Annotated in this window: 20 protein-coding genes and 1 tRNA gene; 13 read left to right on the top strand and 8 right to left on the bottom strand. The window is 66.9% G+C overall.

The genetic code is table 11. The annotated features are described in order from the left end of the window. Positions 1–7: 7 nt before the first annotated feature. Positions 8–739, top strand: a complete 732-nt coding sequence (locus ACFE77_RS07720; protein ID WP_375421053.1) for a 3'(2'),5'-bisphosphate nucleotidase CysQ — start codon at positions 8–10, stop codon at positions 737–739. Positions 740–884: 145 nt separating this feature from the next. Here the strand turns inward: ACFE77_RS07720 and ACFE77_RS07715 are convergent, their stop codons facing one another. Beyond that, a complete protein-coding gene (locus ACFE77_RS07715; RefSeq protein ID WP_375421052.1) occupies positions 885–2,204 on the bottom strand; it encodes an MFS transporter in 1,320 nt (439 codons plus the stop codon). 224 nt (positions 2,205–2,428) lie between these two features. Here ACFE77_RS07715 and cyoA point away from each other — a divergent pair, with 224 nt between their 5' ends. The 7 genes from cyoA to ACFE77_RS07680 are packed head-to-tail and all read left to right on the top strand — an operon-like array spanning position 2,429 to position 8,959. Further along, positions 2,429–3,433 (top strand): ubiquinol oxidase subunit II, encoded by a 1,005-nt coding sequence (gene cyoA, locus ACFE77_RS07710; protein WP_375421076.1) that lies wholly within the window; start codon positions 2,429–2,431, stop codon positions 3,431–3,433. Beyond that, positions 3,434–5,458: a cytochrome o ubiquinol oxidase subunit I gene (gene cyoB / locus ACFE77_RS07705; protein WP_375421051.1), complete on the top strand. Its 2,025-nt coding sequence runs from the start codon at positions 3,434–3,436 to the stop codon at positions 5,456–5,458. Continuing rightward, positions 5,455–6,075 carry a cytochrome o ubiquinol oxidase subunit III gene (gene cyoC, locus ACFE77_RS07700; RefSeq protein WP_375421050.1) on the top strand — a complete coding sequence of 207 codons (621 nt, stop codon included), beginning with the start codon at positions 5,455–5,457 and terminating at the stop codon, positions 6,073–6,075. The genes cyoB and cyoC overlap by 4 nt, the downstream gene beginning before the upstream one ends. Further along, positions 6,072–6,458, top strand: coding sequence for a cytochrome o ubiquinol oxidase subunit IV (gene cyoD, locus ACFE77_RS07695; protein WP_375421049.1), 387 nt, complete (start codon positions 6,072–6,074; stop codon positions 6,456–6,458). Before cyoC ends, cyoD begins: the two co-directional genes overlap by 4 nt. Further along, positions 6,455–7,150: an SURF1 family protein gene (locus ACFE77_RS07690; protein WP_375421048.1), complete on the top strand. Its 696-nt coding sequence runs from the start codon at positions 6,455–6,457 to the stop codon at positions 7,148–7,150. The genes cyoD and ACFE77_RS07690 overlap by 4 nt, the downstream gene beginning before the upstream one ends. Before the next feature lie 35 nt (positions 7,151–7,185). After that, the gene (locus ACFE77_RS07685; protein ID WP_375421075.1) at positions 7,186–8,436 is read left to right on the top strand and encodes an ATP-binding protein; all 1,251 of its coding nucleotides are present in this window, start codon (positions 7,186–7,188) and stop codon (positions 8,434–8,436) included. Continuing rightward, positions 8,426–8,959 carry a response regulator transcription factor gene (locus ACFE77_RS07680; RefSeq protein WP_375421047.1) on the top strand — a complete coding sequence of 178 codons (534 nt, stop codon included), beginning with the start codon at positions 8,426–8,428 and terminating at the stop codon, positions 8,957–8,959. The genes ACFE77_RS07685 and ACFE77_RS07680 overlap by 11 nt, the downstream gene beginning before the upstream one ends. Before the next feature lie 183 nt (positions 8,960–9,142). Here the strand turns inward: ACFE77_RS07680 and ACFE77_RS07675 are convergent, their stop codons facing one another. Both ACFE77_RS07675 and ACFE77_RS07670 read right to left on the bottom strand, forming a co-directional pair. After that, the gene (locus ACFE77_RS07675; protein WP_375421046.1) at positions 9,143–11,476 is read right to left on the bottom strand and encodes a putative bifunctional diguanylate cyclase/phosphodiesterase; all 2,334 of its coding nucleotides are present in this window, start codon (positions 11,474–11,476) and stop codon (positions 9,143–9,145) included. Next, positions 11,476–12,072: a methylamine utilization protein gene (locus ACFE77_RS07670; protein ID WP_375421045.1), complete on the bottom strand. Its 597-nt coding sequence runs from the start codon at positions 12,070–12,072 to the stop codon at positions 11,476–11,478. The genes ACFE77_RS07675 and ACFE77_RS07670 overlap by 1 nt, the downstream gene beginning before the upstream one ends. A gap of 130 nt (positions 12,073–12,202) precedes the next feature. Between ACFE77_RS07670 and ACFE77_RS07665 the strand changes: the two genes are divergently transcribed. Both ACFE77_RS07665 and ACFE77_RS07660 read left to right on the top strand, forming a co-directional pair. Next, positions 12,203–13,066 (top strand): DUF3034 family protein, encoded by an 864-nt coding sequence (locus tag ACFE77_RS07665; RefSeq protein WP_375421044.1) that lies wholly within the window; start codon positions 12,203–12,205, stop codon positions 13,064–13,066. A gap of 9 nt (positions 13,067–13,075) precedes the next feature. Continuing rightward, on the top strand, positions 13,076–13,546 hold the full coding sequence (locus ACFE77_RS07660; RefSeq protein ID WP_375421043.1) for a group 1 truncated hemoglobin: 471 nt from the start codon (positions 13,076–13,078) through the stop codon (positions 13,544–13,546). On the opposite strand, the gene ACFE77_RS07655 is transcribed toward ACFE77_RS07660, so the two are convergent. After that, positions 13,536–14,843, bottom strand: a complete 1,308-nt coding sequence (locus tag ACFE77_RS07655; RefSeq protein WP_375421042.1) for a dicarboxylate/amino acid:cation symporter — start codon at positions 14,841–14,843, stop codon at positions 13,536–13,538. The two genes, ACFE77_RS07660 and ACFE77_RS07655, sit on opposite strands and share 11 nt — an antisense overlap. Positions 14,844–14,976: 133 nt before the next feature. Between ACFE77_RS07655 and ACFE77_RS07650 the strand changes: the two genes are divergently transcribed. Then, positions 14,977–15,738, top strand: coding sequence for an SDR family NAD(P)-dependent oxidoreductase (locus ACFE77_RS07650; RefSeq protein ID WP_375421041.1), 762 nt, complete (start codon positions 14,977–14,979; stop codon positions 15,736–15,738). Positions 15,739–15,831: 93 nt separating this feature from the next. Here ACFE77_RS07650 and ACFE77_RS07645 read toward each other — a convergent pair. Next, positions 15,832–15,908: transfer RNA gene (locus tag ACFE77_RS07645), tRNA-Arg, on the bottom strand. Between the two features lie 83 nt (positions 15,909–15,991). Between ACFE77_RS07645 and ACFE77_RS07640 the strand changes: the two genes are divergently transcribed. Beyond that, the gene (locus ACFE77_RS07640) at positions 15,992–16,495 is read left to right on the top strand and encodes a hypothetical protein (protein ID WP_375421040.1); all 504 of its coding nucleotides are present in this window, start codon (positions 15,992–15,994) and stop codon (positions 16,493–16,495) included. On the opposite strand, the gene ACFE77_RS07635 is transcribed toward ACFE77_RS07640, so the two are convergent. Further along, positions 16,492–18,675, bottom strand: a complete 2,184-nt coding sequence (locus ACFE77_RS07635) for a fused MFS/spermidine synthase (protein WP_375421039.1) — start codon at positions 18,673–18,675, stop codon at positions 16,492–16,494. The two genes, ACFE77_RS07640 and ACFE77_RS07635, sit on opposite strands and share 4 nt — an antisense overlap. An 82-nt stretch (positions 18,676–18,757) precedes the next feature. Continuing rightward, on the bottom strand, positions 18,758–19,750 hold the full coding sequence (gene hemB / locus ACFE77_RS07630) for a porphobilinogen synthase (protein ID WP_375421038.1): 993 nt from the start codon (positions 19,748–19,750) through the stop codon (positions 18,758–18,760). Positions 19,751–19,802: 52 nt separating this feature from the next. Here hemB and ACFE77_RS07625 point away from each other — a divergent pair, with 52 nt between their 5' ends. Then, positions 19,803–20,708, top strand: a complete 906-nt coding sequence (locus ACFE77_RS07625; protein ID WP_375421037.1) for a diacylglycerol/lipid kinase family protein — start codon at positions 19,803–19,805, stop codon at positions 20,706–20,708. Positions 20,709–20,796: 88 nt separating this feature from the next. On the opposite strand, the gene ACFE77_RS07620 is transcribed toward ACFE77_RS07625, so the two are convergent. Then, a partial coding sequence (locus ACFE77_RS07620) for a class I tRNA ligase family protein (protein WP_375421036.1) occupies positions 20,797–21,797 on the bottom strand: 1,001 nt, incomplete at its 5' end.

Genomic DNA, 21,797 nt, shown 5'->3' with positions numbered 1-21,797 from the left:
TGCGCCCGTGACCGACGCCGAACTCGCCCGTGCGGTGGCCGACGAGGCCGGCGTGCTGCTGCTCGCGATCCGGGCGGACAGGCGCGACGCCGGCAAGGCGCTCGGCGCGCGCGGCGATGCCGAGGCCAACCAGCTGATCATCGACCGGCTCCGTGCGGCGCGTCCTGACGACTTCATCCTCTCGGAAGAATCGGTCGACGACCGCGCACGCTGCGCGGCACGGCGGGTGTGGATCGTCGATCCGCTCGACGGCACCCGCGAATATGCCGAGGGGTTGGACGATTGGGCGGTCCATATCGGCCTCGCGATCGACGGCCGCCCCCACACCGCCGCGGTTGCGATCCCGGCGCTGGCGAAGGTCTACGCCACCGACGACGGACCGCGCTTTCATCCGGTGCTGACGCCGCCGCGGATGGTCGTCAGCCGCACGCGAGCGCCCGATATCGCACGGCTCGTCGGCGAGGCGATCGGCGCGACGCTGATCCCGATGGGTTCGGCTGGCGCGAAAGCGATGGCAGTGGTCGACGGACGTGCCGACATCTACCTCCACGACGGCGGCCAGTATGAATGGGACAATTGCGCCCCCGCCGCGGTCGCGCTCGCCGCGGGGCTGCACGCGTCGCGGATCGACGGCAGCCCGCTCGTCTACAATTGCGAGGACCCGCTGCTGCCCGACCTGCTGATCTGCCGCGAGGAACTGGCGAACGCAGTGCTGGAGACCATCGCAGCCTCGCGGTGAAACGGGTGCGGCCAGGTCGCGAGCGGAAGCCGAAGAGTCACAAAAGTCGCACCTCCACGCATGCGCGCTAGGCACCGGCGGCATCGATTACGATGAGAAATAGCCGCCGACGCTGTTCACCCGGCGTCCAACATTGCAACCCGCGTCAGTTCCGCTGCGCCAATTCCTTGTTGATCCCGAGCGCCACGAGCGTGCCGATCGCACCCGACAGCAAATAGGCGCCGGCCGCGACCAGCCCGAACTTGCTCGCCAGCACCAGCGCCACCAGCGGCGCGAAGCCGGCGCCGACAAGCCAGGCGAGATCCGACGTCAGCGCCGCGCCCGTGTACCGGCGCGCGGTCGCGAAGTTCGCCGCCACCGCGCCCGACGACTGGCCAAAGGCGACGCCGAGCAGTGCGAAGCCCACGATCATGAACACCACTTCGCCAGTCTCGCCGCCGTCGAGAAGCTGCGGCGCGAAGCCGCTGAACACCGCGATGCCCGCAGCCGAGGCGCCGAGCACCGAGCGGCGCCCGAACCGGTCGGCGAGCAACCCCGACGCGACCACCGCGAGCACTCCGACGAAGCCGCCGATCACCTCGATCACCAGGAACCGCGCCACCGCCTCCTTGGTGAACAGATAAACCCAGGACAGCGGGAAAACCGTGACCATGTGGAACAAGGCGAAGCTGGCGAGCGGGGCGAACGCGCCGATGACGATGTTGCGCCAGTCGCTGCGGATCGTGTCGACGACTCGCGACGGCTCCAGCTCGCGGCTCTCGAACAGCGCGGTGTAATCGGGCGTCGACACCATTCGCAGCCGCGCGAAGAGCGCGACGACGTTGATCGCGAAAGCGACGAAGAACGGATAGCGCCAGCCCCAGGTGAGGAAATCCTCGGGCGACAGCGTGGTGACGAAGAACGCGAACAGCGCACTCGACACGATCAGCCCGAGCGGCGCGCCGAGCTGCGGGATCATCGCATACCAGCCGCGCTTGTTCTCGGGCGCGTTAAGCGCGAGCAGCGAGGCGAGCCCGTCCCAAGCGCCGCCGAGCGCGACGCCCTGACCGATCCGGAACAGCGCCAGCAGCACCGCCGCCCAGATCCCGATCGTGTCATAGCCCGGCAGGAACGCCACCGCGGCGGTAGAACTGCCGAGCAGGAACAGCGCGATCGTCAGCTTGGTGCCGCGGCCGAGGATCTCGTCGATCCGCAGGAAGATCAGCGAGCCGATCGGGCGCGCGATGAACGCGAGCGCGAAGATCGCGAACGAATAGAATGTACCGGTCAGCCGGTCGACATAGGGGAAGATCAGCGCCGGAAAGACCAGCACCGATGCGATCGCATAAACGAAGAAATCGAAGAACTCCGACGTCCGGCCGATGACGACACCGATCGCGATCTCGCTCGGCGCGATGTCGCCGTGCCGCGCATTGATTGCGCGTGCATCGCGTTCGGCATTGTGGGAAGCGGTCTTGGCGGTCATCGATCAGTCTCTCTCGACCCCAACGGTGTTTGGGTCCGTTCCAGTCTATGCACTTGTCCGCGCGCCGTCGACATTGGACAAAATGTCCACTGTCGCTGCACCGCAGCACAGCCTAATTACTGCTCATGCCAGCCACCGGTTCCCCTTCGCGCCTTCCCGCCGCCGCTCGTACAGCTACGGTGCTCGCTCTGGCTTCCCTGCTCGGCGGGTGCGACATGGTGGTCATGAACCCGATGGGGGACGTCGCGCTCCAGCAGCGCAATCTCGTCATCATCGCGACCGTGCTTATGCTGCTGATCGTCATCCCGGTAATCGCGACGACCGTGTTGTTCGCATACCGCTACCGCGCTAGCAACGAGGACGCACGGTACGAGCCCGATTGGGATCACTCGACCCAGCTCGAACTGTTGATCTGGGCGGCGCCGCTGCTGATCGTCATCTGCCTGGGCGCGGTGACCTGGACCGGCACGCACCTGCTCGATCCGTACCGCCCGATCGGTCGTTTGGCCAAGGGACGCCCCGTCCCCGCCAACGCTAAGCCGCTCGAGGTGCAGGTGGTCGCGCTCGATTGGAAGTGGCTGTTCATCTACCCGGAATACGGGTTCGCGACGGTCAACGAGCTCGCCGCGCCGGTCGATCGTCCGATCCAGTTCCGCCTGACCGCATCGTCGGTGATGAACGCATTCTACGTGCCGACCCTCGCGGGCATGATCTATTCGATGCCTTCGATGGAGACCAAGCTCCATGCGGTGATCAACAAGCCCGGCAATTACGAGGGCTTCTCCGCCAATTACAGCGGCGCCGGCTTCTCGAACATGCGCTTCCGGTTTCACGGGCTGGACGACGCCGGCTTCAACGCCTGGGTCGCCCGCAACAAGGCCGCCGGCGTCGCGCTCAGCCGCGCCAATTACCTGAAGCTCGAACGTCCGAGCGAGAAGGTGCCGGTGATGCGCTTCGGCACCGTGGCGCCCGGGCTGTTCAACGCGGTGGTCAACCAGTGCGTCCGCCCCGGCACCACGTGCATGGCCGACATGATGCGCCACGATCGCGGCGACAGTTCGGCGGTCAAGCACAGCGAACAGCACGGCACTCCGCAAAAGCCACAGGCGCAATCGCCGCTCACCACCGGCAACGCGGGCGGTGCGCCGCCCGCCAACCCGGCGCAGGCGAAACAGCGCAGTCCCGCCGCGCCCGAGAAGTCCACCGTCCCCAAGCAGAACGCCCTCTAGATGGCCAACATCATGCAAGCCCCCGCGAACCTTCCCGTCAGCCCCATCTTCGGTCGGTTCTCGATCGAATCGCTGCCGCTCCACGAACCGATCGTCATGGCCACCTTCGCGGCGGTCGCGCTCGGTGGCGTGCTGCTGGTCGGCGCGCTTACCTATTTCAAGCTGTGGGGTTATCTCTGGACCGAATGGTTCACCAGCGTCGATCACAAGAAGATCGGGATCATGTACATGATCCTCGGCCTGGTCATGCTGGTCCGCGGCTTCTCCGACGCGATCATGATGCGCATCCAGCAGGCGATCGCGTTCAACGGGTCCGAAGGATATCTGAATGCCCATCATTATGATCAGGTGTTCACCGCCCACGGCGTGATCATGATCTTCTTCGTGGCGATGCCGATCGTCACCGGGCTGATGAACTACATCGTACCGCTGCAGATCGGCGCGCGCGACGTGTCCTTCCCGTTCCTCAACAACTTCAGCTTCTGGATGACCGCCGCTGGTGCCGCGACGATCATGATGAGCCTGTTCGTCGGCGAATTCGCGCAGACCGGCTGGTTGGCGATGCCGCCACTGTCGGGGATCAGCTACAGCCCCGGGGTCGGCGTCGACTATTACATCTGGGCGTTGCAGGTGGCCGGCGTCGGGACATTGCTGTCCGGCGTCAATCTGATCGCGACCATCGTCAAGATGCGCGCGCCCGGCATGACGATGATGAAGATGCCGATCTTCTGCTGGACCGCGCTCTGCACCAACATCCTGATCGTCGCCGCCTTCCCGGTGCTGACCGCGGTGCTCGGGCTGCTGTCGCTCGATCGTTATGCCGGCACCGCGTTCTTCACCAACACGCTCGGCGGCAACCCGATGATGTACGTCAACCTCATCTGGATCTGGGGTCACCCGGAGGTGTACATTCTGATCCTGCCGATGTTCGGCGTGTTCAGCGAGGTGACCTCGACCTTCTCGGGCAAGCGACTCTTCGGCTACACCTCGATGGTCTATGCGACGATGGTGATCACGCTGCTCGCCTATCTCGTCTGGCTGCACCATTTCTTCACGATGGGATCGGGCGCGAGCGTCAACTCCTTCTTCGGCATCACCACGATGATCATTTCGATCCCGACGGGTGCGAAGATCTTCAACTGGCTGTTCACGATGTATCGTGGTCGGGTCCGGTTCGAGCTGCCGATGATGTGGACGGTCGCGTTCATGATCACCTTTACGATCGGCGGCATGACCGGCGTGCTGCTCGCGGTGCCGCCAGCCGACTTCGTGCTGCACAACTCGCTGTTCCTGGTCGCGCACTTTCACAACGTGATCATCGGCGGCGTGCTGTTCGGCGCCTTCGCCGCGATCAACTACTGGTGGCCCAAGGCCTTCGGCTACGTGCTCGACAAGTTCTGGGGCAAGGTGTCGTTCTGGTGCTGGGTCAGCGGCTTCTACTTCGCGTTCATGCCGCTCTACGTGCTCGGCCTGATGGGCGTCACCCGGCGGCTGCGGACCTTCGACGATCCCAGTCTCCAGATCTGGTTCATCATCGCGGGCTTCGGCGTGTTCCTGGTCGCGCTCGGCATCGCGGCGATGTTCATCCAGTTCTTCGTCAGCATCCGCAACCGTGCGGCGCTGCGCGACGAGACCGGTGATCCTTGGAACGGCCGCACCCTCGAATGGTCGACCTCGTCGCCGCCGCCGAACTACAATTTCGCGTTCACGCCCGTCGTGCATGACGGCGACGCGTGGGCCGACATGAAGGCGCGCGGCTACAAGCGCCCGATCGACGGCTATCGCGACATCCACATGCCGAGCAACACCGGCGCGGGGGTGATCCTCGCTGGGCTCAGCGCGGCCTGTGCGGTCGGGATGATCTGGTACGTCTGGTGGCTCGCGGCGCTGAGCTTCGTCGGGATCCTGGTTGTCGCGATCGGACACAGCTTCAACTACAAGCGCGACTTCTACATCCCGGCGTCGGTGGTCACCGAAAACGAGAACCAGCGGACCGCCGCGCTGACTGCAGGAGCAGCGGCATGAGCGCGGCCACCGAATACGACCGCGACCTCTTCCACCTGGAAGAGGAACCGCATCATCCCGAGGGGTCGAGCACGATGCTCGGCTTCTGGATGTACCTGATGAGCGACTGCCTGATCTTCGCGATGCTGTTCGCGACCTATGGCGTGCTCGGCACCAGCTATGCGGGCGGCCCCGGCCCCCGCGAGCTGTTCGATCTGCCACTGGTCGCGCTCAACACCTCGATGCTGCTGTTCTCGTCAATCACCTACGGCTTTGCGATGCTGGCGATGACCGACGGCAAGCGCGGCGCGATGCAGGGTTGGCTGGCGATCACCGGGCTGTTCGGCGCGGCGTTCCTCGGCATCGAGATGTACGAATTCTCGCACCTGATCCACGAGGGTGCGGGGCCGCAGCGCAGCGCGTTCCTGTCGTCGTTCTTCACGCTGGTCGGCACACACGGGCTGCACGTCACCTTCGGGCTAATTTGGCTCGTCGTGCTGATGGTCCAGGTCCAAGCCAAGGGGCTGATCCCCGCCAATCGGCGCCGGCTGATGTGCCTCAGCCTGTTCTGGCACTTCCTCGACGTAATCTGGATCGGCGTCTTCACCTTCGTCTACCTGCTGGGAATGCTGCGATGAGCACCGAAACGCACGATCGCCATGTGAGCGACAGCCACGATCACGCGCACGACGATGAGGAAGCCCATGGCTCGCGCAAGGGCTACGTGATCGGCTTCCTGCTGTCGGTGGTGCTGACCGCGATCCCGTTCTGGATGGTGATGGCCAACCCGCTGAACGGGCAGGCCACCGCGCTGATCATCATGGCGTTCGCGGTCGCGCAGATCCTGGTCCACATGATCTTCTTCCTGCACATGAACCGACGGGCGGAGGGTGGCTGGTCGATGATGGCGCTGCTGTTCACGGTCGTCGTCGTCGTGATCTCGCTCAGTGGATCGCTGTGGGTGATGTACCATATGAACGCGAACATGATGCCCGCCCAAGACATGAGCCAGATGGGGTGACCGCAGCGCCGCGCCCCTTCGCGCGCGCCGCGATCGGGCTGGCGTGGCTGCTGGCGATCGCCGCGCTGCTGGCGCTCGGCACCTGGCAGGTGCAGCGGCGCGCTTGGAAGCTGGACCTGATCGAGCGCGTGGCGGCGCGGATCCACGCTGCGCCCGTCACCGCGCCGCGCACCGCGACCGACGACGACGCCTATCGCCGGGTGACCGCCCGCGGTACCTACCTTCGCGAACGCGAGACCTTCGTCCAGGCGTCGACAGTGCGCGGGCCCGGCTGGTGGGTGATGACCCCGCTGCGTTCGCCGGATGGCACCATTATCATGATCAACCGCGGCTTCATGCCCGCGCGCGCCGCACCGCCGCCGCCTGCCGGCACCGCTTCGGTCACCGGCCTGCTCCGGGTCAGCGAACCCGGCGGCGGTTTCCTGCGCGACAACGATCCCGCGCGCGACCGCTGGTATTCACGCGACGTCGCCGCGATCGCCGCGAAGCGCGGGCTGGGCCAGGCCGTACCTTACTTCATCGATGCCGATGCGAGTGCCAACGCCGTCGGCCAGCCGGTCGGCGGCCTCACCGTGATCAAGTTCGCGAACAGCCACCTGGTCTACGCGCTTACATGGTACACGTTGGCGATCATGGCTGCCGCTGGCTTCCTCTACTGGCTCCGCGTCGACCGCGCGGAACACGCCGCGTGATCGGCGAACCTCCCGCACGCGCGGGTCATGACAACATGCTCCAGCTCGTCCAGCTGCGTTGGCTCGCGGTTGCGGGTCAGCTCGCGACGATCCTGCTGACCCATTTCGCGTTCCGCATCGATCTGCCGCTGCCGCCGATGCTGGCGGTGCTGCTCGGCCTCGTCGCGCTCAATATCGCGAGTCTCGCGCTGCTGCGGCTGCCGCGGCGGATCAGCAATGCCGAACTGTTCGGCGCGCTGCTGCTCGACGTCGCGGCGCTGACCGCGCAGCTCTATCTCAGCGGCGGCGCGACCAATCCCTTCGTGTCGCTCTTCCTTCTCCAGGTCGTGCTCGGCTCGGTGCTGCTCGACCGTTGGTCGACCTGGGTGATTGTCGTCGCGACCAGCATCGCCTTCGCAGTGCTGACCTTCGCCTATCGCCCGATTACGCTTCCCCCGGGCTTCGCGGTGTCGCTGTTCCGGCTCCACATCCAGGGCATGTGGGTCTGCTTCGCGCTCGTCGCGGTGCTGCTGGTGATGTTCGTGACGCGGATCAACGGCAACCTTCGCGCGCAGGATGCTCGTCTTGCGGACATCCGCCAGCAGGCTGCGGAGGAGGAGCATATCGTCCGCATCGGCATGCTCGCATCGGGCGCAGCGCACGAACTCGGCACGCCGCTATCGACGCTGTCGGTGATCCTCGGCGACTGGCGACGCCTGCCCGCGATCGCGCGCGATGCCGAGCTTCGCGAGGAACTGGAGGAAATGCAGGCCGAGGTGCAACGCTGCAAGGCGATCGTCACCAGCATCCTGCTGTCGTCGGGCGACGCGCGCGGCGAGGAATCCGCCGCGACCACGGTCCGCGCGTTCCTCGATCGCGTCGTCGCGGACTGGCGCGCCGCGCGGGGGCACCGCAACGCCGATTATGTCGACATGTTCGGCACCGACGTGCCGATCGCGTCGGACATCGTCCTCCAGCAGGTCGTCTACAATCTGCTCGACAATGCAGCGGAGGTTTCGCCCGACTGGATCGGCATCCGCCTGGCCCGCAATCGCGATGAACTCGTCTTCACGGTGAGCGACAGCGGCCCCGGCTTCGCCGCGGACCAGCTCGCCAACCTCGGCAAGCCGTATAACAGCACCAAGCCCCGGCTCGGTGCTGGGCTCGGCTTGTTCCTCGTCGGCAACGTGATGCGCAAGCTCGGCGGCAGCATCGCCGCGCGCAATCGCAACGAGGGCGGTGCGGAGGTGACGCTGCGCCTGCCGCTCGAATCGATCGCGCTGCTGGAGACCGACGATGAGCGATAAGCCGACCCTGTTCATCGTCGAGGACGACGCCGCATTCGCCCGCACCTTGCAACGCTCGTTCGACCGGCGCGGCTACGATGTCGCGGTGGCGGCGAGCCCGGCCGATCTCGACCTGCTTCTGGCGGAGCGCACCCCCGATTATGCGGTGGTCGACCTGAAGCTCGCCCAGGCGTCGGGCCTGACCTGCGTGCAGACGCTGAAGGCCGCGGACGCCGACACCGTGATCGTCGTGCTCACCGGCTATGCGAGCATCACGACCGCGGTGCAGGCGATCAAGCTGGGCGCGACCTCCTACCTCGCCAAGCCCGCCAACACCGACGACATCGAACGGGCCTTCGGCATGACCGACGGCGATGCGGACGTCCCGATCGAGGGACGCCAAACGTCGATCAAGACAATGGAATGGGAACGCATCAACGAAACGCTGGCGGAGACCGGCTTCAACGTCTCGGAGACGGCGCGGCGGCTCGGCATGCACCGGCGGACGTTGGCGCGGAAGTTGGAGAAGCGGCAGATAAGTTGAAGAGGTGCATGAGTGTCCGTGAATGGCTGTGCGGTCCTCGCGAACCTTTCCCACCGTTCCGTCATCCCGGCGAACGCCGGGACTCACGGACGCGTGGAGCGAGCGTTCGCGCACAACCTCCGAAATCCCCGCTACCATGGGTCTCGGCATTCGCCGGGATGAGGGGGAGAGGGGAGAGGCCCCTCAAGCCGCGATCGCGGACTCCATCGCCAGCATCGCCGCGATGCGGCTGCCGTCGATCGGGCGGCTGAACAGATAGCCCTGGATGTTCCCGCAGCCCTCGCCGCGCAAGCAGTCGAGTTGTGCGGTGTCCTCGACCCCCTCCGCGGTGGTCTCCATGTGCAGCGCGTTGGCGAGGTCGACGATTGCCCGGACGATCGCGGCCGCGCTCGGATCGTCGTTGATCGCGCTGATGAACGAGCGGTCGATCTTGATCTTGTCGAACGGGAAGCTGCGCAGATAGCTGAGCGACGAATAGCCCGTGCCAAAATCGTCGAGCGCGACTCGGATCCCCATCGCGCGCAGCCTGTGGAGCAGATCGACCACCGGCCCCTCCCCCTCCAGGAAGACCGACTCGGTGATCTCGATCTCGAGCCGCCCGGCGCTGAGGCCGCTGCGCGCGAGTGCCTGTAGCACGATCGCCTGGAACCCCGAATTGCGGAACTGCAGCGGCGAGACGTTGACCGCGACGCGGATGTGCTCGGGCCATTGCGACGCCTGCCGGCATGCCTCGTGCAGCGCCCATTCGCCCATCGCGATGATCAACCCGGTCTCTTCGGCGATCGAGATGAACTCGTCCGGCTGCACCAGTCCGCGGGTCGGGTGTTCCCACCGCATCAGCGCTTCGAAGCCGCCGATGCGATCCGCCTTAAGGTCGAACACCGGCTGGAAGTTGAGCACGAACTGGCCGCAACGGATCGCCTCGCGCAGATCGAGCTCGACCTGGCGACGCTTGCGGGCGGCGGCGTCGAGTGCGGGTTCGAAGAAGCGGAACACGCCGCGCCCGTCCTGCTTGGCGCGGTACAGGGCGAGGTCGGCGTTCTTGAGGAGCTGGTCGGCGGTGTCCCCGTCGATCACGCCGATCGCGATGCCGATGCTCACCGTGGTGACGACGTGATGCTCCCCGGCAAGGACCGGATCGCGCATCGCGTCGAAGATCGCCTGCGCCAACGCGCGTGGGCGATCGGCGTCGAAGCGCCCGGAGAGGATGATCGCGAATTCGTCGCCGCCGAGCCGTGAGACGAGCGCATCCGGGGCGAGCCGCGACAGGATCTTTCCGACCCCGACGAGCAGCGTGTCCCCGACCGGGTGGCCGAGGGTGTCGTTGATCACCTTGAAGCGATCGACGTCGAGGCACAGCACCGCCACCGCGCCGTCCGATCGCAACACGCCCGCGATCGCCTGATCCAGCGCTTGGCGGAAGAATGCGCGGTTCGGCAGCCCGGTGAGCACGTCGTGAAATGCGAGGTGGGTGATCCGGTGCTCGCGCTCGACGATCCCGGCGGACATCCGGTTGAAGCTCGCGGCCAACCGCCCGATCTCGTCGTCGCCCTCCACCATCGCGGTCGCGCGGCTGCCCTCCTCAAGCGACCGAGCGGCAGCATCGAGCGCCGCGATCGGCCGCGCGATGCCCGCGGCAAGGCGGCGACTGCCGAGGATCACGAGCGCGAGCCCGAGCAGCCCGGCGCCGCCGATGCCGAGCTGGAGCGGCAGGAACGGCGCGAGCGCAGCGTCGTAAGGGTAGCGGATCAGGATCGCGGCATGCGGGGTCGCTTCGATCCCGACGAGCGGCTTGACGAGCGCGAACGCCCTGCCCTCGGGCAGATCGAGCGTCTCCAGCGGGCGACCGGCGCGCGACTGGTGGACCAGTGCATCGATCGACCGATCCGGCGCGATCGATCCGTCGCTCGACGCCCAGCGTCCGCCGCCGCGATCGTACATTACGGTCGCGATCAGCGGGATCGAGGACAGCCGCTCCAGCGCGCGCATTTCGGCGGCGTCCACGCGGATCGCCAGCACCACCCAGCCGACCTGCATCGGCGCGAGGATCGGCGAGCGTACCAGCCGGTACACCCGATCGCGGACCACGACGACGACATCGTGACGCTCCTCGATCGCCGCGAACCGAGTGGCCGCCGTGGCAAGCGGGCCGTGCGCGCCGACGACATCGCCATCGTCGGTAACCACATAAGCCGCGGCGACGCCGGCGCGATCGCGGATGTTGGCGAGCGCCGAGGCGATCGTCGGCTCGTCCCCGCTGGCGACCGCGGCGCGGAAGCCGAAATCATGCGCGAGCACATCGGCGGAGCCGGTGAGCGACTGCGCCTTCAGCGCCCATAGCCGATCATAGACGCTACCGCTCGTCGCCAGCTCGGCACGGACCGCGTCTGCAGCATAGGTACGGATCATCACCTGCGCGACGATCGCGAGCACGACGAGCGCGACCGCGAACAGCGCCGCATAGAGCACCGCCAGCTTGGTCCGCAGATGCCGGAACGCCACCGCGCGGACACGCATCAGCGGTGCAGGGCGAACACGGTGGCGAAGCCCGCAGCGCCTACCGTGATCGGCTGCGCGGCGCTGCCTCCGGGCGAGCGGATCGACGGATGCCATACGGTGACCCGCGCGCCGCCGGCCGGCACATTGGCGATCGTCACCTTGCCCGCCGCGTCGGTCAGCGCCGCGAAGGGGGTCGCGGTGACGTAGACGAACCCGCTCATCGCGTCGTGAATGTTGCAGCCGAGCGCGACCACGCCGGGCTTGTCGAAGGTCACGCTCCTGGTGTCTTCGCGGCCGTAGAGCTTGAGGTCGATCCGCTTCGGCTTGGAAAAGGAATAAACGTGGTGGCGTACCTTGTCGCGGTTCGGAAAGGCGACGGTGGCGCCGACGGGCACGATCAGGATGCTCGGCTGGAACGCGATGTCGCGTTGTTCGATCTGGTAGGTGACCCGCGGCGATAGCGTCACCGGCACCGGGCGTGCACTGTCGATGGTGACGACCGCGCCGGGCAATGGCCGTCCGCCGATCGCGCGTACCTCGATCGACACGGTGGCGGCGTGGCTTGCGGCGGCTTGGACCAGCAGGAACAGGGCGGTGACGAAGCGGAACGACATGCCGCCGCCCCTACCCCACTAGTCTTTCTGATCGGTGAAGACGCGGTGCACGGCCGTGGATCATGGCACTGGAAAACCTCGCCTTAACCCTTCGGCGCTACCGCTGGCGGCGATGTCGAAGAGTTGGTCGATGCGCCTGATCGCGCTGTTCCTGATGATGCTGACGATGGCCGCGCCCGCCCTGGCCGGCGATGCGCGCGCCGGGGGCAAGCTGTTGCTCACCAACGGCGTCGCCACGATCGAGGGGAGTTCGGGCGGCGGGATCGCGACCTGGGCGCTGATTGCGGGCAACGAGAGCGCGGACGGCGTCGGTGGATCGGCGCACGTCACCGCGATCGCGCTCCCCGACTATGGCTGGCGCAGCTACGGCGCCGCGATCGGCGTGCGCGACCGGCTCGAGCTCAGCTACGTCCGGCAGCGGCTCGACACCCGCGCTGTCGGCGCCCGGCTCGGCATCGGTCGCGGCTACACGCTCGATCAGGACGTGTTCGGCGCGAAGCTGAAGCTCGCCGGCGATGCGGTCTATGGCAGCCCATATATGCCGCAGGTCGCGATCGGGGTGCAGGTCAAGCGCAACCGCGACGCGCCGGTCGTCGCCGCGGTGGGCGGACGCAGCGCCAAGGGCGTCGACGTCTATGTCGCCGCGACCAAGCTGCTGTTGCGCCAGAGCGTGATCGTTGGCGCGGCGCTACGCTATACCAAGGCCAACCAGAACGGCCTGCTCGGCTTCGGCGGCGATCGTGGCGCCAAGCGCACCCCGCAGGTCGAGACCTCGATCGGCTACCAGTTCTCACGCAAGCTCGTGGCCGGCGTGGAATATCGCTCGAAGTCCGACAATCTCGGCTTCGCGCGCGAGAACGACTGGAAGACCGTCTTCGTCGCCTATGCGATCGATCGCCACCTGACCGCGACCGCCGCCTATGTCGACCTCGGCGCGATCGCGACCGCCAAGCGCCAGCGCGGCGCCTTCTTCTCGCTCCAGGCCGCCTTCTAGGATCTCAAGATGCCGATCGCTCCCTTGTTGCTGTTACTGGTCCAAGCCGCGCCCGTCACGGCCGAAGAACCGGTGGCGCCCTATGCCGTGTCGGATGCCAATGCCGGTGCCCACGCCTTCGCCGGCGACGGCATGGCGGCGGCGTTCCATGGCCAGGCTGGGATCGGGCGGATCGTCGACGACCTCGTCGCCACCAATCAGGCCGACCCGCGGATCAGCGACATCTTCAAGGGCCAGGATCTCGTCCGGCTACGCCGCGTGCTGAAGGAGCAGTTCTGCTACCTGCTCGGCGCCGGCTGCACCTATACCGGTCGCGACATGGACAGCGCGCACAAGGACATGGGGATACAGGCCAACGACATGAACGCGCTGGTCGAGAACCTCCAGGCGGCGATGCGGCGCGAAGGCGTGGCGTTCGCGCGCCAGAACGCGTTTCTCGCCAAGCTCGCCCCAATGCGGAAGCACATCGTCACCCGCTGACGGCTTTTCCGCCCCGTAGCGCGGCGTCGAGCCGCTCTGCGTCGAGCGTGCCTTCCCACCGCGACACCACCACCGTCGCCACCGCATTGCCGATGAAGTTGGTCAGGCTGCGACATTCGGACATGAAACGGTCGACCCCCAGGATCAGCGCCATGCCCGCGACCGGCACCGACGGCACGATCGACAGCGTCGCCGCCAGCGTGATGAACCCCGCTCCCGTCACCCCGGCCGCGCCCTTCGAGCTCAGCATCGCGACGCTGAGCAGCAGCATCTGTTCGCCGAAGCTCAAATGCACGCCCGTCGCCTGCGCGATGAACAGCGCGGCGAGCGTCATGTAGATGTTGGTGCCGTCGAGGTTGAATGAATAGCCGGTCGGCACGACCAGGCCGACGATCGACTTGGGACAGCCCGCAGCCTCCATCTTCTCGATCAGCGACGGCAAGGCGCTTTCGGACGAGGATGTGCCGAGCACCAGCAGCAGCTCGGCCTTTAGATAGGCGATCAGCCGGAAAATCGAGAACCCCGCCAGCCGCGCAACCGCGCCGAGCACCACCGCGACGAACAGGAAGGATGTCAGGTAGAAGGTACCGACCAGCGCGGCGAGATTGGCGAGCGTGCCGACACCGTATTTGCCGATCGTGAACGCCATCGCGCCGAACGCGCCGAGGGGTGCCGCCTTCATCACGATCGACACGAGCTTGAAGAAGACGATCGAAGCGTCCTCCAGCAATTCGAGTACCCGTGCGCCGCGATCGCCGATCAACGCCAGCGACACCCCGAACAGGATCGACACGAACAGGACCTGCAGGATGTTGCCCTGGGTCAGCGACGACAGGAACGTGTCGGGGATGATCCCGGTAAGGAAGCCGGTCAGCGTGCTCTCATGTGCCTTGGCGGCATAATCCGACACCTTGGATGCATCGAGCGTTGCGGGGTCGATGTTCAGGCCGGCGCCCGGGCGGACGATGTTCGCGACCGCCATTCCGACGAACAGCGCCAAGGTGGAAAAGAACAGGAAGTAGGCAAAGGCCTTGCCGGCGACGCGTCCGACCGAGGCGAGATCGCGCATGCCGGCGATCCCGGTGACGATCGTCAAGAAGATCACCGGTGCGATGATCATCTTCACGAGCTTGATGAAGGCATCGCCGATCGGCTTCATCGCCTCTCCCGCGCCGGGGTTGAAGTGACCGAGCAACACACCCGCCACGATCGCGACCAGCACCTGCAGATAGAGGTGCCGATACCAGGGCGTAGGCGCGGCGGGCGGCGCGTCCGGATCGGCGATCGGCAGCATCATCGGCAGGTCCATCCTCTACGCAGCGACGAGCCGGCCGTCCGCCAGCAGGCGCCGGATTGCAAGTCGTTCGATGCAGCATGCAACCGGACGGCCTGTACGCCGTTGTTTTCTCGTTACAATCGAGGAACATCGAATGAACCGCTTCACGGGAAAGACGGTACTCGTCACCGGCGCGGCGTCCGGCATCGGCCGCGCGACCGCACGACGCTTCGCCGACGAGGGAGCGAACGTCGCGGTCGTCGACCTCGACCGGGCAGAGCTCCAAACCGCATCGGCCGAGCTCCCGGACGAGCGTTTGCTGATCCACGCGGGCGACACTGCGGCGAAGGACACCGCCGCCGCGGCAGTTGGGGCCGCCGTCGACCGGTTCGGGCAGCTCGACATCCTCGTCAACAACGCCGGCATCGCGAGCCAGGGCGACATCCTCCACACCGACGAAGAAGACTTCGCTCGCGTCCTCGCGGTCAACGTCGGCGGATATTTCCACATGGCGAAGGCCGCGATGCCCGAGCTGGTGAAGACCCGCGGCTCCGTCGTCATGACGTCGTCGGTGTCGGGGCTGGGCGGCGACTGGGAGATGTTCGCCTACAACACCTCCAAGGGCGCGGTGACCAACATGGTGCGGGCGATGGCGCTCGACGCGGCCAAGGATGGCGTACGCGTCAACGCGGTCAATCCCAGCTTCACCGACAGCGGCATGACCAAGGACATGCAAGCCGATCCCGATCTCATGGCCAAGTTCCGGGAGCGGATGCCGCTGGGCACGCCGGCGCGGCCCGAAGACATCGCCGCGGTGATCGCCTTCCTCGCCAGCGACGATGCCCGCATGATCACGGGCGTCAACCTGCCGGTCGACGGTGGCGTGATGGCCTCCAATGGCCAGCCTCCGCAATAGATCGGGGGCGCGCAAACCAGCGCGAGACCCTTAGCCTCACACTGCGTGCTCGATCTCAAACTTGGCTCGATCCCCGCCAACCTCGGGGAAAAATGGTGCGCCCGGAACGATTCGAACGTCCGACCCTCAGATTCGTAGTCTGATGCTCTATCCAGCTGAGCTACGGGCGCCTGTTGGAGGGGGGCTATTAGAAGGCACTTCTGGATCGCGCAAGTGCGTTGCGCGACATATTATGCGGGCGTAGTCGGTGGCGATGATCCGTTCCGCTTTCCTGCTCGCCGTCACGGCGGTCCTGCTCTCCGGATGCACCCGCGATACCAGCGGCTTTCCCTCGCTAGCGCCGCGCCCGATCGAGAAATTGGGTTTCGCCGAACCGGCCGCACCCGCGCCGGCAGCGGTAGTCGCCGATCCGGCGCTCGATGCCTCGGTCGCTGCGATCGAAGTCCGGCTAACGGCGGTGACCAGCGGCTTCGGGAACGACGCCGCCAAGGCGCAGGCAGCGGCACGACGCGCAAAAGGACAGGCGGTCGGCAGCGAAGCGTGGCTCGATGCGCAGGCAGCCCTCGCCGGACTCGACGATTGGCGCGCGCAGGCATCCGCGATCGTCACCGACCTCGACGAGATCGCGACGGCGCGCGCGGCGCAACTCGCCCCCGACTATCCCACACTCGCCGCGCTACGCGAGCGCGCGCAGGCCGAGGCGGATCGGCAAGCGACTGTCATCGGCACGATCCAGGCGTCGCTGCCCGCCGCTTAGAGCTTCCACTTCAGCAGCGGCAGGATGGTCGAATAATCGTCGGTCCATGCCGAGAAACCCCGACGCGTCGTCAGCGGTGCCCAATCGGCGTCGAGCGCGTGCAAGGCGGCGATCGCGCGCGGGTTGCGCGACAACGCAATCCATTGGCTCGCCGAGGCGGTGCCCTGCAGCGGACCGGGTTGAAAATAGAGCTGGGCCGCGTGCCACCCGTCCTCTGCCGCGATCGCGGCGACGACGGGCTCCAGATCGAGAAAGCGATTGGAGATGTGCACCAGCAACAGCCCGTCGCGCGAGATGACACGCGCGTAGGTCGCGAACGCCTCGCGGGTCATCAGGTGCATCGGGATGGCGTCGGACGAGAAGGCGTCGAGCGCGAGCAGGTCGAGGCTCGCGGGCGCCTCGCGCGCCAGACTGATCCGCGCATCGCCGACGCGGATCACGGGGTTCGGCAAGCACCGCGCAAGGTAGCTGAACTGGCCGCTGTCGCGCGCGATCCGCACCACCGCGGGATCGATCTCGTAGAAACGCCATCGCTGGCCGGGCCGCGCATAACAGGCGAGCGTTCCGGTCCCGAGCCCAACCACGCCGACCCGCGCATGCGGCCCGTAGAAGGCGGGCAGCGCCTCCATCGCCTGGCCGACGCCCGATTCGCGAACATAATAGGTCGTCGGCATGCGCTCGCGTTCGGGCGACCCGGTCAGCTGGATGCCGTGCACCGTCGATCCGTGATCGAGCTCGCTGATCCGCGGCTCCTTCCGGACGGTATAGACCCCGAAATAGCTGCGGATCCGCGCATCGCGCGTCAACGACAGCTCGAGCGAGCGATAGCCGCCGAACATCATCAGCGCCGATGCGAGGATCAGCGCGTAGGCGGGCCGCGCGCCGATCGCGGCGACCCCGATCGCGGCAATGACGATGAAGGCGACGCCCTGGTGTCCCGGCCCGAACAGGTCCTGCGGGCCCTTGAAGGTCAGCGCGAACAGCGCGACCAATGCGATGATGACGGTCGCATAGGCTGCCCGGCGTCGCGCGGGATCGAACCAGATGTTGCGCAGCCCAGCGGTCAGATACACCTGCGGCACCAGCAACCCCGCGGCGAGGATCATCAGCGGGTATTCGTAGGTCCAGTCGAACACCACCGGGGCGATCAGCCCCGCGAACGCACCCCCCAGCGCCCCACCGACCGACATCGCCAGATAGAAGCCGGTGAGCCGGTCGGGCTCCGGTCGCAGCCGGTACATCGCGGTGTGCAGCGCGACCGACGCCATGAACAGCAGCGCCAGCGCGATCGCCACGTTGAACAACGGTCGCTGCTGAACGCCGCCGATCATGATCCCGCCGAACAGCAGTATCGTGATGGGCGCGATCCGCGTCAGCAGATCGGCAACGTCGCGGTTCGCGGCGAAGGCGATGGTGAAGCTCAGCAGGTACAGGCCCAGCGGCAGCACCCAGAGCAGCGGCATCGCAACGATGTCGGTGGTGATGTAGGTCGAGGTCGCCAACATCAGCGCCGACGGCACCAGCGCCAGTGCGATCCAGTGCAGCACGCGGCGCAACGCAGGCCGCGGGCTGACCGGCGGCAAGATCCGCGCCGCCACCGCCGCCCGCGGCAGCCGCGCGGCACAGGCCAGGACGAGCAGGATCAGCAGCGCATAGCCGCCGGTCCACAACAGGCTCTGCGCCTTCAGCGCCATCATCGGCTCGACCAGCAACGGATAGGCGATCAGCCCCGCGAAGCTGCCGAGGTTCGACGCGGCATAGAGCGCATAGGGATCGCTGCCCGCGCTTGCGACGCTGAACCAGCGCTGGAGCAAGGGTGCCTGCGCCGACACCGCGAAGAACAACGGCCCGATCGATAGGCCGAGCAGCCACGGCACCCACAAAGCGGGCGTGATGCCGTCCGGCATGTCGCTCGCGATCAGCCCGATCGGCAGCCACAAGGCACCGATCGCGAGCACCCCGAGATGCACCCCCGCCTGCGCGCGCGGCGCGAGCCGGCCGAGCCAATGCGCATAGGCATAGCCGGCCAGCAACAGCAGCTGGTAGACCAGCATCGCCGAGTTCCACACCGCCGGTGCTCCGCCCAGCCGCGGCAACGCCATCCGTGCGACCAGCGGCTGGACCAAGAACAACAGGAACGATCCCGCCGCGATCGTCGCGACGAACAGCGGCCGCCGCATGTTGCCGGAAGCCGACGTTCCACTCACGAGATGCAGTCACCGACTGCTGCGGGACGGACGCCGGAGTGGCGTGCCAGCCGGATCATCCGTTCAGCAACCGCGCCGCATGGGCGGCGTGGTAGGTCAGCACGCCCGAACAGCCGGCGCGCTTGAACGCCATCAGCGTTTCGAGGACGAGCGCGTCGCGGTCGCCGGCTCCGGCCGCGACCGACGCCTCGATCATCGCATACTCGCCCGACACTTGGTACGCGAATACCGGCACTTGGAACCGATCCTTCACGCGGCAGATGATGTCGAGATACGGCAAGCCCGGCTTCACCATCACGGTATCGGCACCTTCGGCGAGATCGAGAGCGACCTCGCGAAGCGCTTCCTCGGCGTTGGCGGGGTCCATCTGGTAAGTCTTCTTGTCGCCCTTCAGCAAACCACGGCTGCCGACCGCGTCGCGGAACGGACCGTAGAAGCCGCTCGCGTATTTCGCGGCATAGGACATGATCTGGACGTTGTGCGCGCCGTCGGCTTCCAGAGCACCGCGGATCATGCCGATGCGGCCGTCCATCATGTCGCTCGGCGCGATGATGTCTGCCCCTGCCCGCGCCTGGTTGAGCGCCTGTTCGACGAGCTTCGCAGCAGTGCTGTCGTTGACGACATAGCCCGCCGCGTCGACCAGCCCGTCATGGCCGTGGCTGGTATAGGGGTCGAGCGCGACGTCGGTCAGCACGCCGATGTCGGGCACGGCGTCCTTCAACGCGCGAATCGCCTGGCACATCAGATTGTCGGGATTCAGCGCCTCGGCGCCGTCATCGCTGCGCAGGCTAGGCGGCGTGTTAGGGAACAGCGCGAGGCACGGGATGCCGAGCGCTTGCGCCTCGCGTCCGCGCGCGACGATGCCGTCGACCGACCAGCGCGAAACGCCGGGCAGGCTGGCGATCGGCTCCTCCACGCCGGTCCCGGCGCTGACGAACAGCGGCCAGATCAGATCGGCGGCGGTGAGCGAGGTTTCGGCGTGGAGCCGGCGGCTCCATCCGCTCGCGCGGGTACGGCGAAGGCGAAGCGCTGGATAGGCGGCTGACATGCCCGCGGCTTTGCGGGATGCGCAAGCCCGGCGCAAGCGCTAGGGATCGATCATGAACCGACCCATCAAGTCCGCCGCGCTCGTGGTGAACGCCAAGTCCCGCAAGGGTCAGCACCTCTTCAAGCGCGCCTGCGCGGCGATGGACGGGTTGCCCTATCCGGTCGACGCGCACGCGGTGGAGGACCCGAAGGACCTGGAGAGCACCGTTCGCAAGGCGCTGGCGAAGAAGCCCGACCTGCTGATCCTCGGTGGTGGCGACGGTACGGTCAGCGGGCTTGTGGATTTGATGGTCGGTCACAACGTCATCCTCGGGGTGCTGCCGCTCGGCACCGCCAACAGCTTCGCCCGGACGCTGGGCATCCCGATCGACATCGCCGGCGCCGTCGAGGTGATCCGCACCGGTGCACCGCGGCGGATCGACCTCGGTATGATCGACGGCGATTATTTCGCGAATTGCGCGGCGATGGGCATCAGCCCGCAGATTGCTGAGACGGTGCCTCACGGCCTCAAGAAGGTGCTTGGCCGCATCGGCTATCTCGGCTGGGCCGCGTATCAGTTCACCCGATTCAAGCCGTTCACGCTGATCGTCGGCGAGGGCGAGGACGAGGTCCGGCTACGCGTGGTCGAGGTGCGGATCTCGAACGGGCCCTATCACGGCGGCACCGAGCTGGTCGACGACGCCGCGGTCGATTCGGGCGAGATCGTGGTGCAGGCGGTCGGCGGTCATGTGAAGCGCCGGCTGGTGAAGAACTGGGCCGCCAGCTTCCTGCGCCACGAATCGCGGCACGAGGAAGTCCGCAACTTCCACGGCAAGAGCCTGAAGATCCGCACCGAACCGCCGCTGCCGATCTCGATCGACGGCGAGGTGCTGGCGCATACCCCGGTTACCGCGAAGATTGCGGCGGGGATCATCGAGGTGATGGCGCCGGTGCCGGAGGAGGAGGATCAGGCGGAGTGATCGTTTGGCTACCAATCCCGTCATCCCCGCCTGCGCGAGGATAACGGAATTGGAGAGCACCTGACTGTGCGCAGCGCGCGCAGCAGGCTTACCCCAGCCGCCCCAAGGCCGCGTGCAACCGCGCCGCCTCCGCCATCTTGTCGAGGTGATCCGCCTTGGCCTTCTCCACCGCCTCGGGTTTGGCGCGTTCGACGAAGCTCGCATTGCCCAGCCGTCCGGCCAGCGCATCGCGCTCCTTCTCTGCCGCGGCGATCGCCTTCGCCAGCCGTGCGCGTTCGGCCTCCAGGTCGATGACGCCGGCGAGCGGCAGGATGAAGGTCGCCTCGTCAACGACGACCTGCGCCGCGCCGCCACCAGCGTCGCCCTCGGCGCGCTCGATCCGCGCCAGTCGCGCCAACGCCACCGCCTGCCGGTCGAGCCGCGCTGCCGTTTCCGCGCTCGCGTCGCGGACGTGCAGCGGCAGCCGCGCACCCGGCGGAACGTTGAGTTCGGTACGCGCGGTGCGGATCTCGCTGACCAGCCGGATCAGCCAGTCGATCTCCTCCTCCGCGGCCGGATCGATCGACCGTGCGTCGGCCATCGGCCATGCCGCGACGATGAGGTCGTGCGCGCGCGGGCCCATCGCGTGCCAAAGTTCCTCGGTGATGAACGGCATGAACGGGTGGAGCATCACGAGGATCTGGTCGAGCACCCAGCCCGCGACCAGCTTACTCTCGGCATCGATCTCGCCGCGCACGTCTTCGGCGCCCTCGACGCGCACCGGCGCGGGCTTGATCAGCTCCAGATACCAGTCGCAGAACCGGCTCCACACGAACTGGTAGAGCGCGTTCGCCGCACCGTCGAAGCGGTAGTCGGCGAGCGCCAGATCGACCGCCTGCACGGTCTTGATCGTCTCCGCGACGATCCACTTGTCGACCGCGCGCGTCGTCAGCGGCGCGTCGAGCGTCGTCGATGCGACGATTCCGTTCGCCTGGCAGAAGCGCGCCGCGTTCCACAGCTTGGTCGCGAAGTTGCGATACCCTTCGACCCGCTTCTCATCCATCTTGATGTCGCGGCCCTGGCTCTCCATCGCCGCCATGAAGAAGCGCA

Source organism: uncultured Sphingomonas sp., from assembly GCF_964243315.1.
Taxonomy (GTDB): Bacteria; Pseudomonadota; Alphaproteobacteria; order Sphingomonadales; family Sphingomonadaceae; genus Sphingomonas.
The sequence above is the reverse complement of the archived record's forward strand: the minus strand, read 5'-3'. Positions and strand labels throughout refer to the sequence as shown.

What these genes read in the sequence shown, in the direction of transcription:
- ACFE77_RS07715 (WP_375421052.1), bottom strand. Translation starts at nt 2,204, where the DNA reads ATGACCGCCAAGACCGCTTCCCACAATGCCGAACGCGATGCACGCGCA.
- cyoA (WP_375421076.1), top strand. Translation starts at nt 2,429, where the DNA reads ATGAACCCGATGGGGGACGTCGCGCTCCAGCAGCGCAATCTCGTCATC.
- cyoB (WP_375421051.1), top strand. Translation starts at nt 3,434, where the DNA reads ATGGCCAACATCATGCAAGCCCCCGCGAACCTTCCCGTCAGCCCCATC.
- cyoC (WP_375421050.1), top strand. Translation starts at nt 5,455, where the DNA reads ATGAGCGCGGCCACCGAATACGACCGCGACCTCTTCCACCTGGAAGAG.
- cyoD (WP_375421049.1), top strand. Translation starts at nt 6,072, where the DNA reads ATGAGCACCGAAACGCACGATCGCCATGTGAGCGACAGCCACGATCAC.
- ACFE77_RS07685 (WP_375421075.1), top strand. Translation starts at nt 7,186, where the DNA reads ATGCTCCAGCTCGTCCAGCTGCGTTGGCTCGCGGTTGCGGGTCAGCTC.
- ACFE77_RS07680 (WP_375421047.1), top strand. Translation starts at nt 8,426, where the DNA reads ATGAGCGATAAGCCGACCCTGTTCATCGTCGAGGACGACGCCGCATTC.
- ACFE77_RS07675 (WP_375421046.1), bottom strand. Translation starts at nt 11,476, where the DNA reads ATGCGTGTCCGCGCGGTGGCGTTCCGGCATCTGCGGACCAAGCTGGCG.
- ACFE77_RS07670 (WP_375421045.1), bottom strand. Translation starts at nt 12,072, where the DNA reads ATGTCGTTCCGCTTCGTCACCGCCCTGTTCCTGCTGGTCCAAGCCGCC.
- ACFE77_RS07665 (WP_375421044.1), top strand. Translation starts at nt 12,203, where the DNA reads ATGCGCCTGATCGCGCTGTTCCTGATGATGCTGACGATGGCCGCGCCC.
- ACFE77_RS07660 (WP_375421043.1), top strand. Translation starts at nt 13,076, where the DNA reads ATGCCGATCGCTCCCTTGTTGCTGTTACTGGTCCAAGCCGCGCCCGTC.
- ACFE77_RS07655 (WP_375421042.1), bottom strand. Translation starts at nt 14,843, where the DNA reads ATGATGCTGCCGATCGCCGATCCGGACGCGCCGCCCGCCGCGCCTACG.
- ACFE77_RS07650 (WP_375421041.1), top strand. Translation starts at nt 14,977, where the DNA reads ATGAACCGCTTCACGGGAAAGACGGTACTCGTCACCGGCGCGGCGTCC.
- ACFE77_RS07640 (WP_375421040.1), top strand. Translation starts at nt 15,992, where the DNA reads ATGATCCGTTCCGCTTTCCTGCTCGCCGTCACGGCGGTCCTGCTCTCC.
- ACFE77_RS07635 (WP_375421039.1), bottom strand. Translation starts at nt 18,675, where the DNA reads ATGCGGCGGCCGCTGTTCGTCGCGACGATCGCGGCGGGATCGTTCCTG.
- hemB (WP_375421038.1), bottom strand. Translation starts at nt 19,750, where the DNA reads ATGTCAGCCGCCTATCCAGCGCTTCGCCTTCGCCGTACCCGCGCGAGC.
- ACFE77_RS07625 (WP_375421037.1), top strand. Translation starts at nt 19,803, where the DNA reads ATGAACCGACCCATCAAGTCCGCCGCGCTCGTGGTGAACGCCAAGTCC.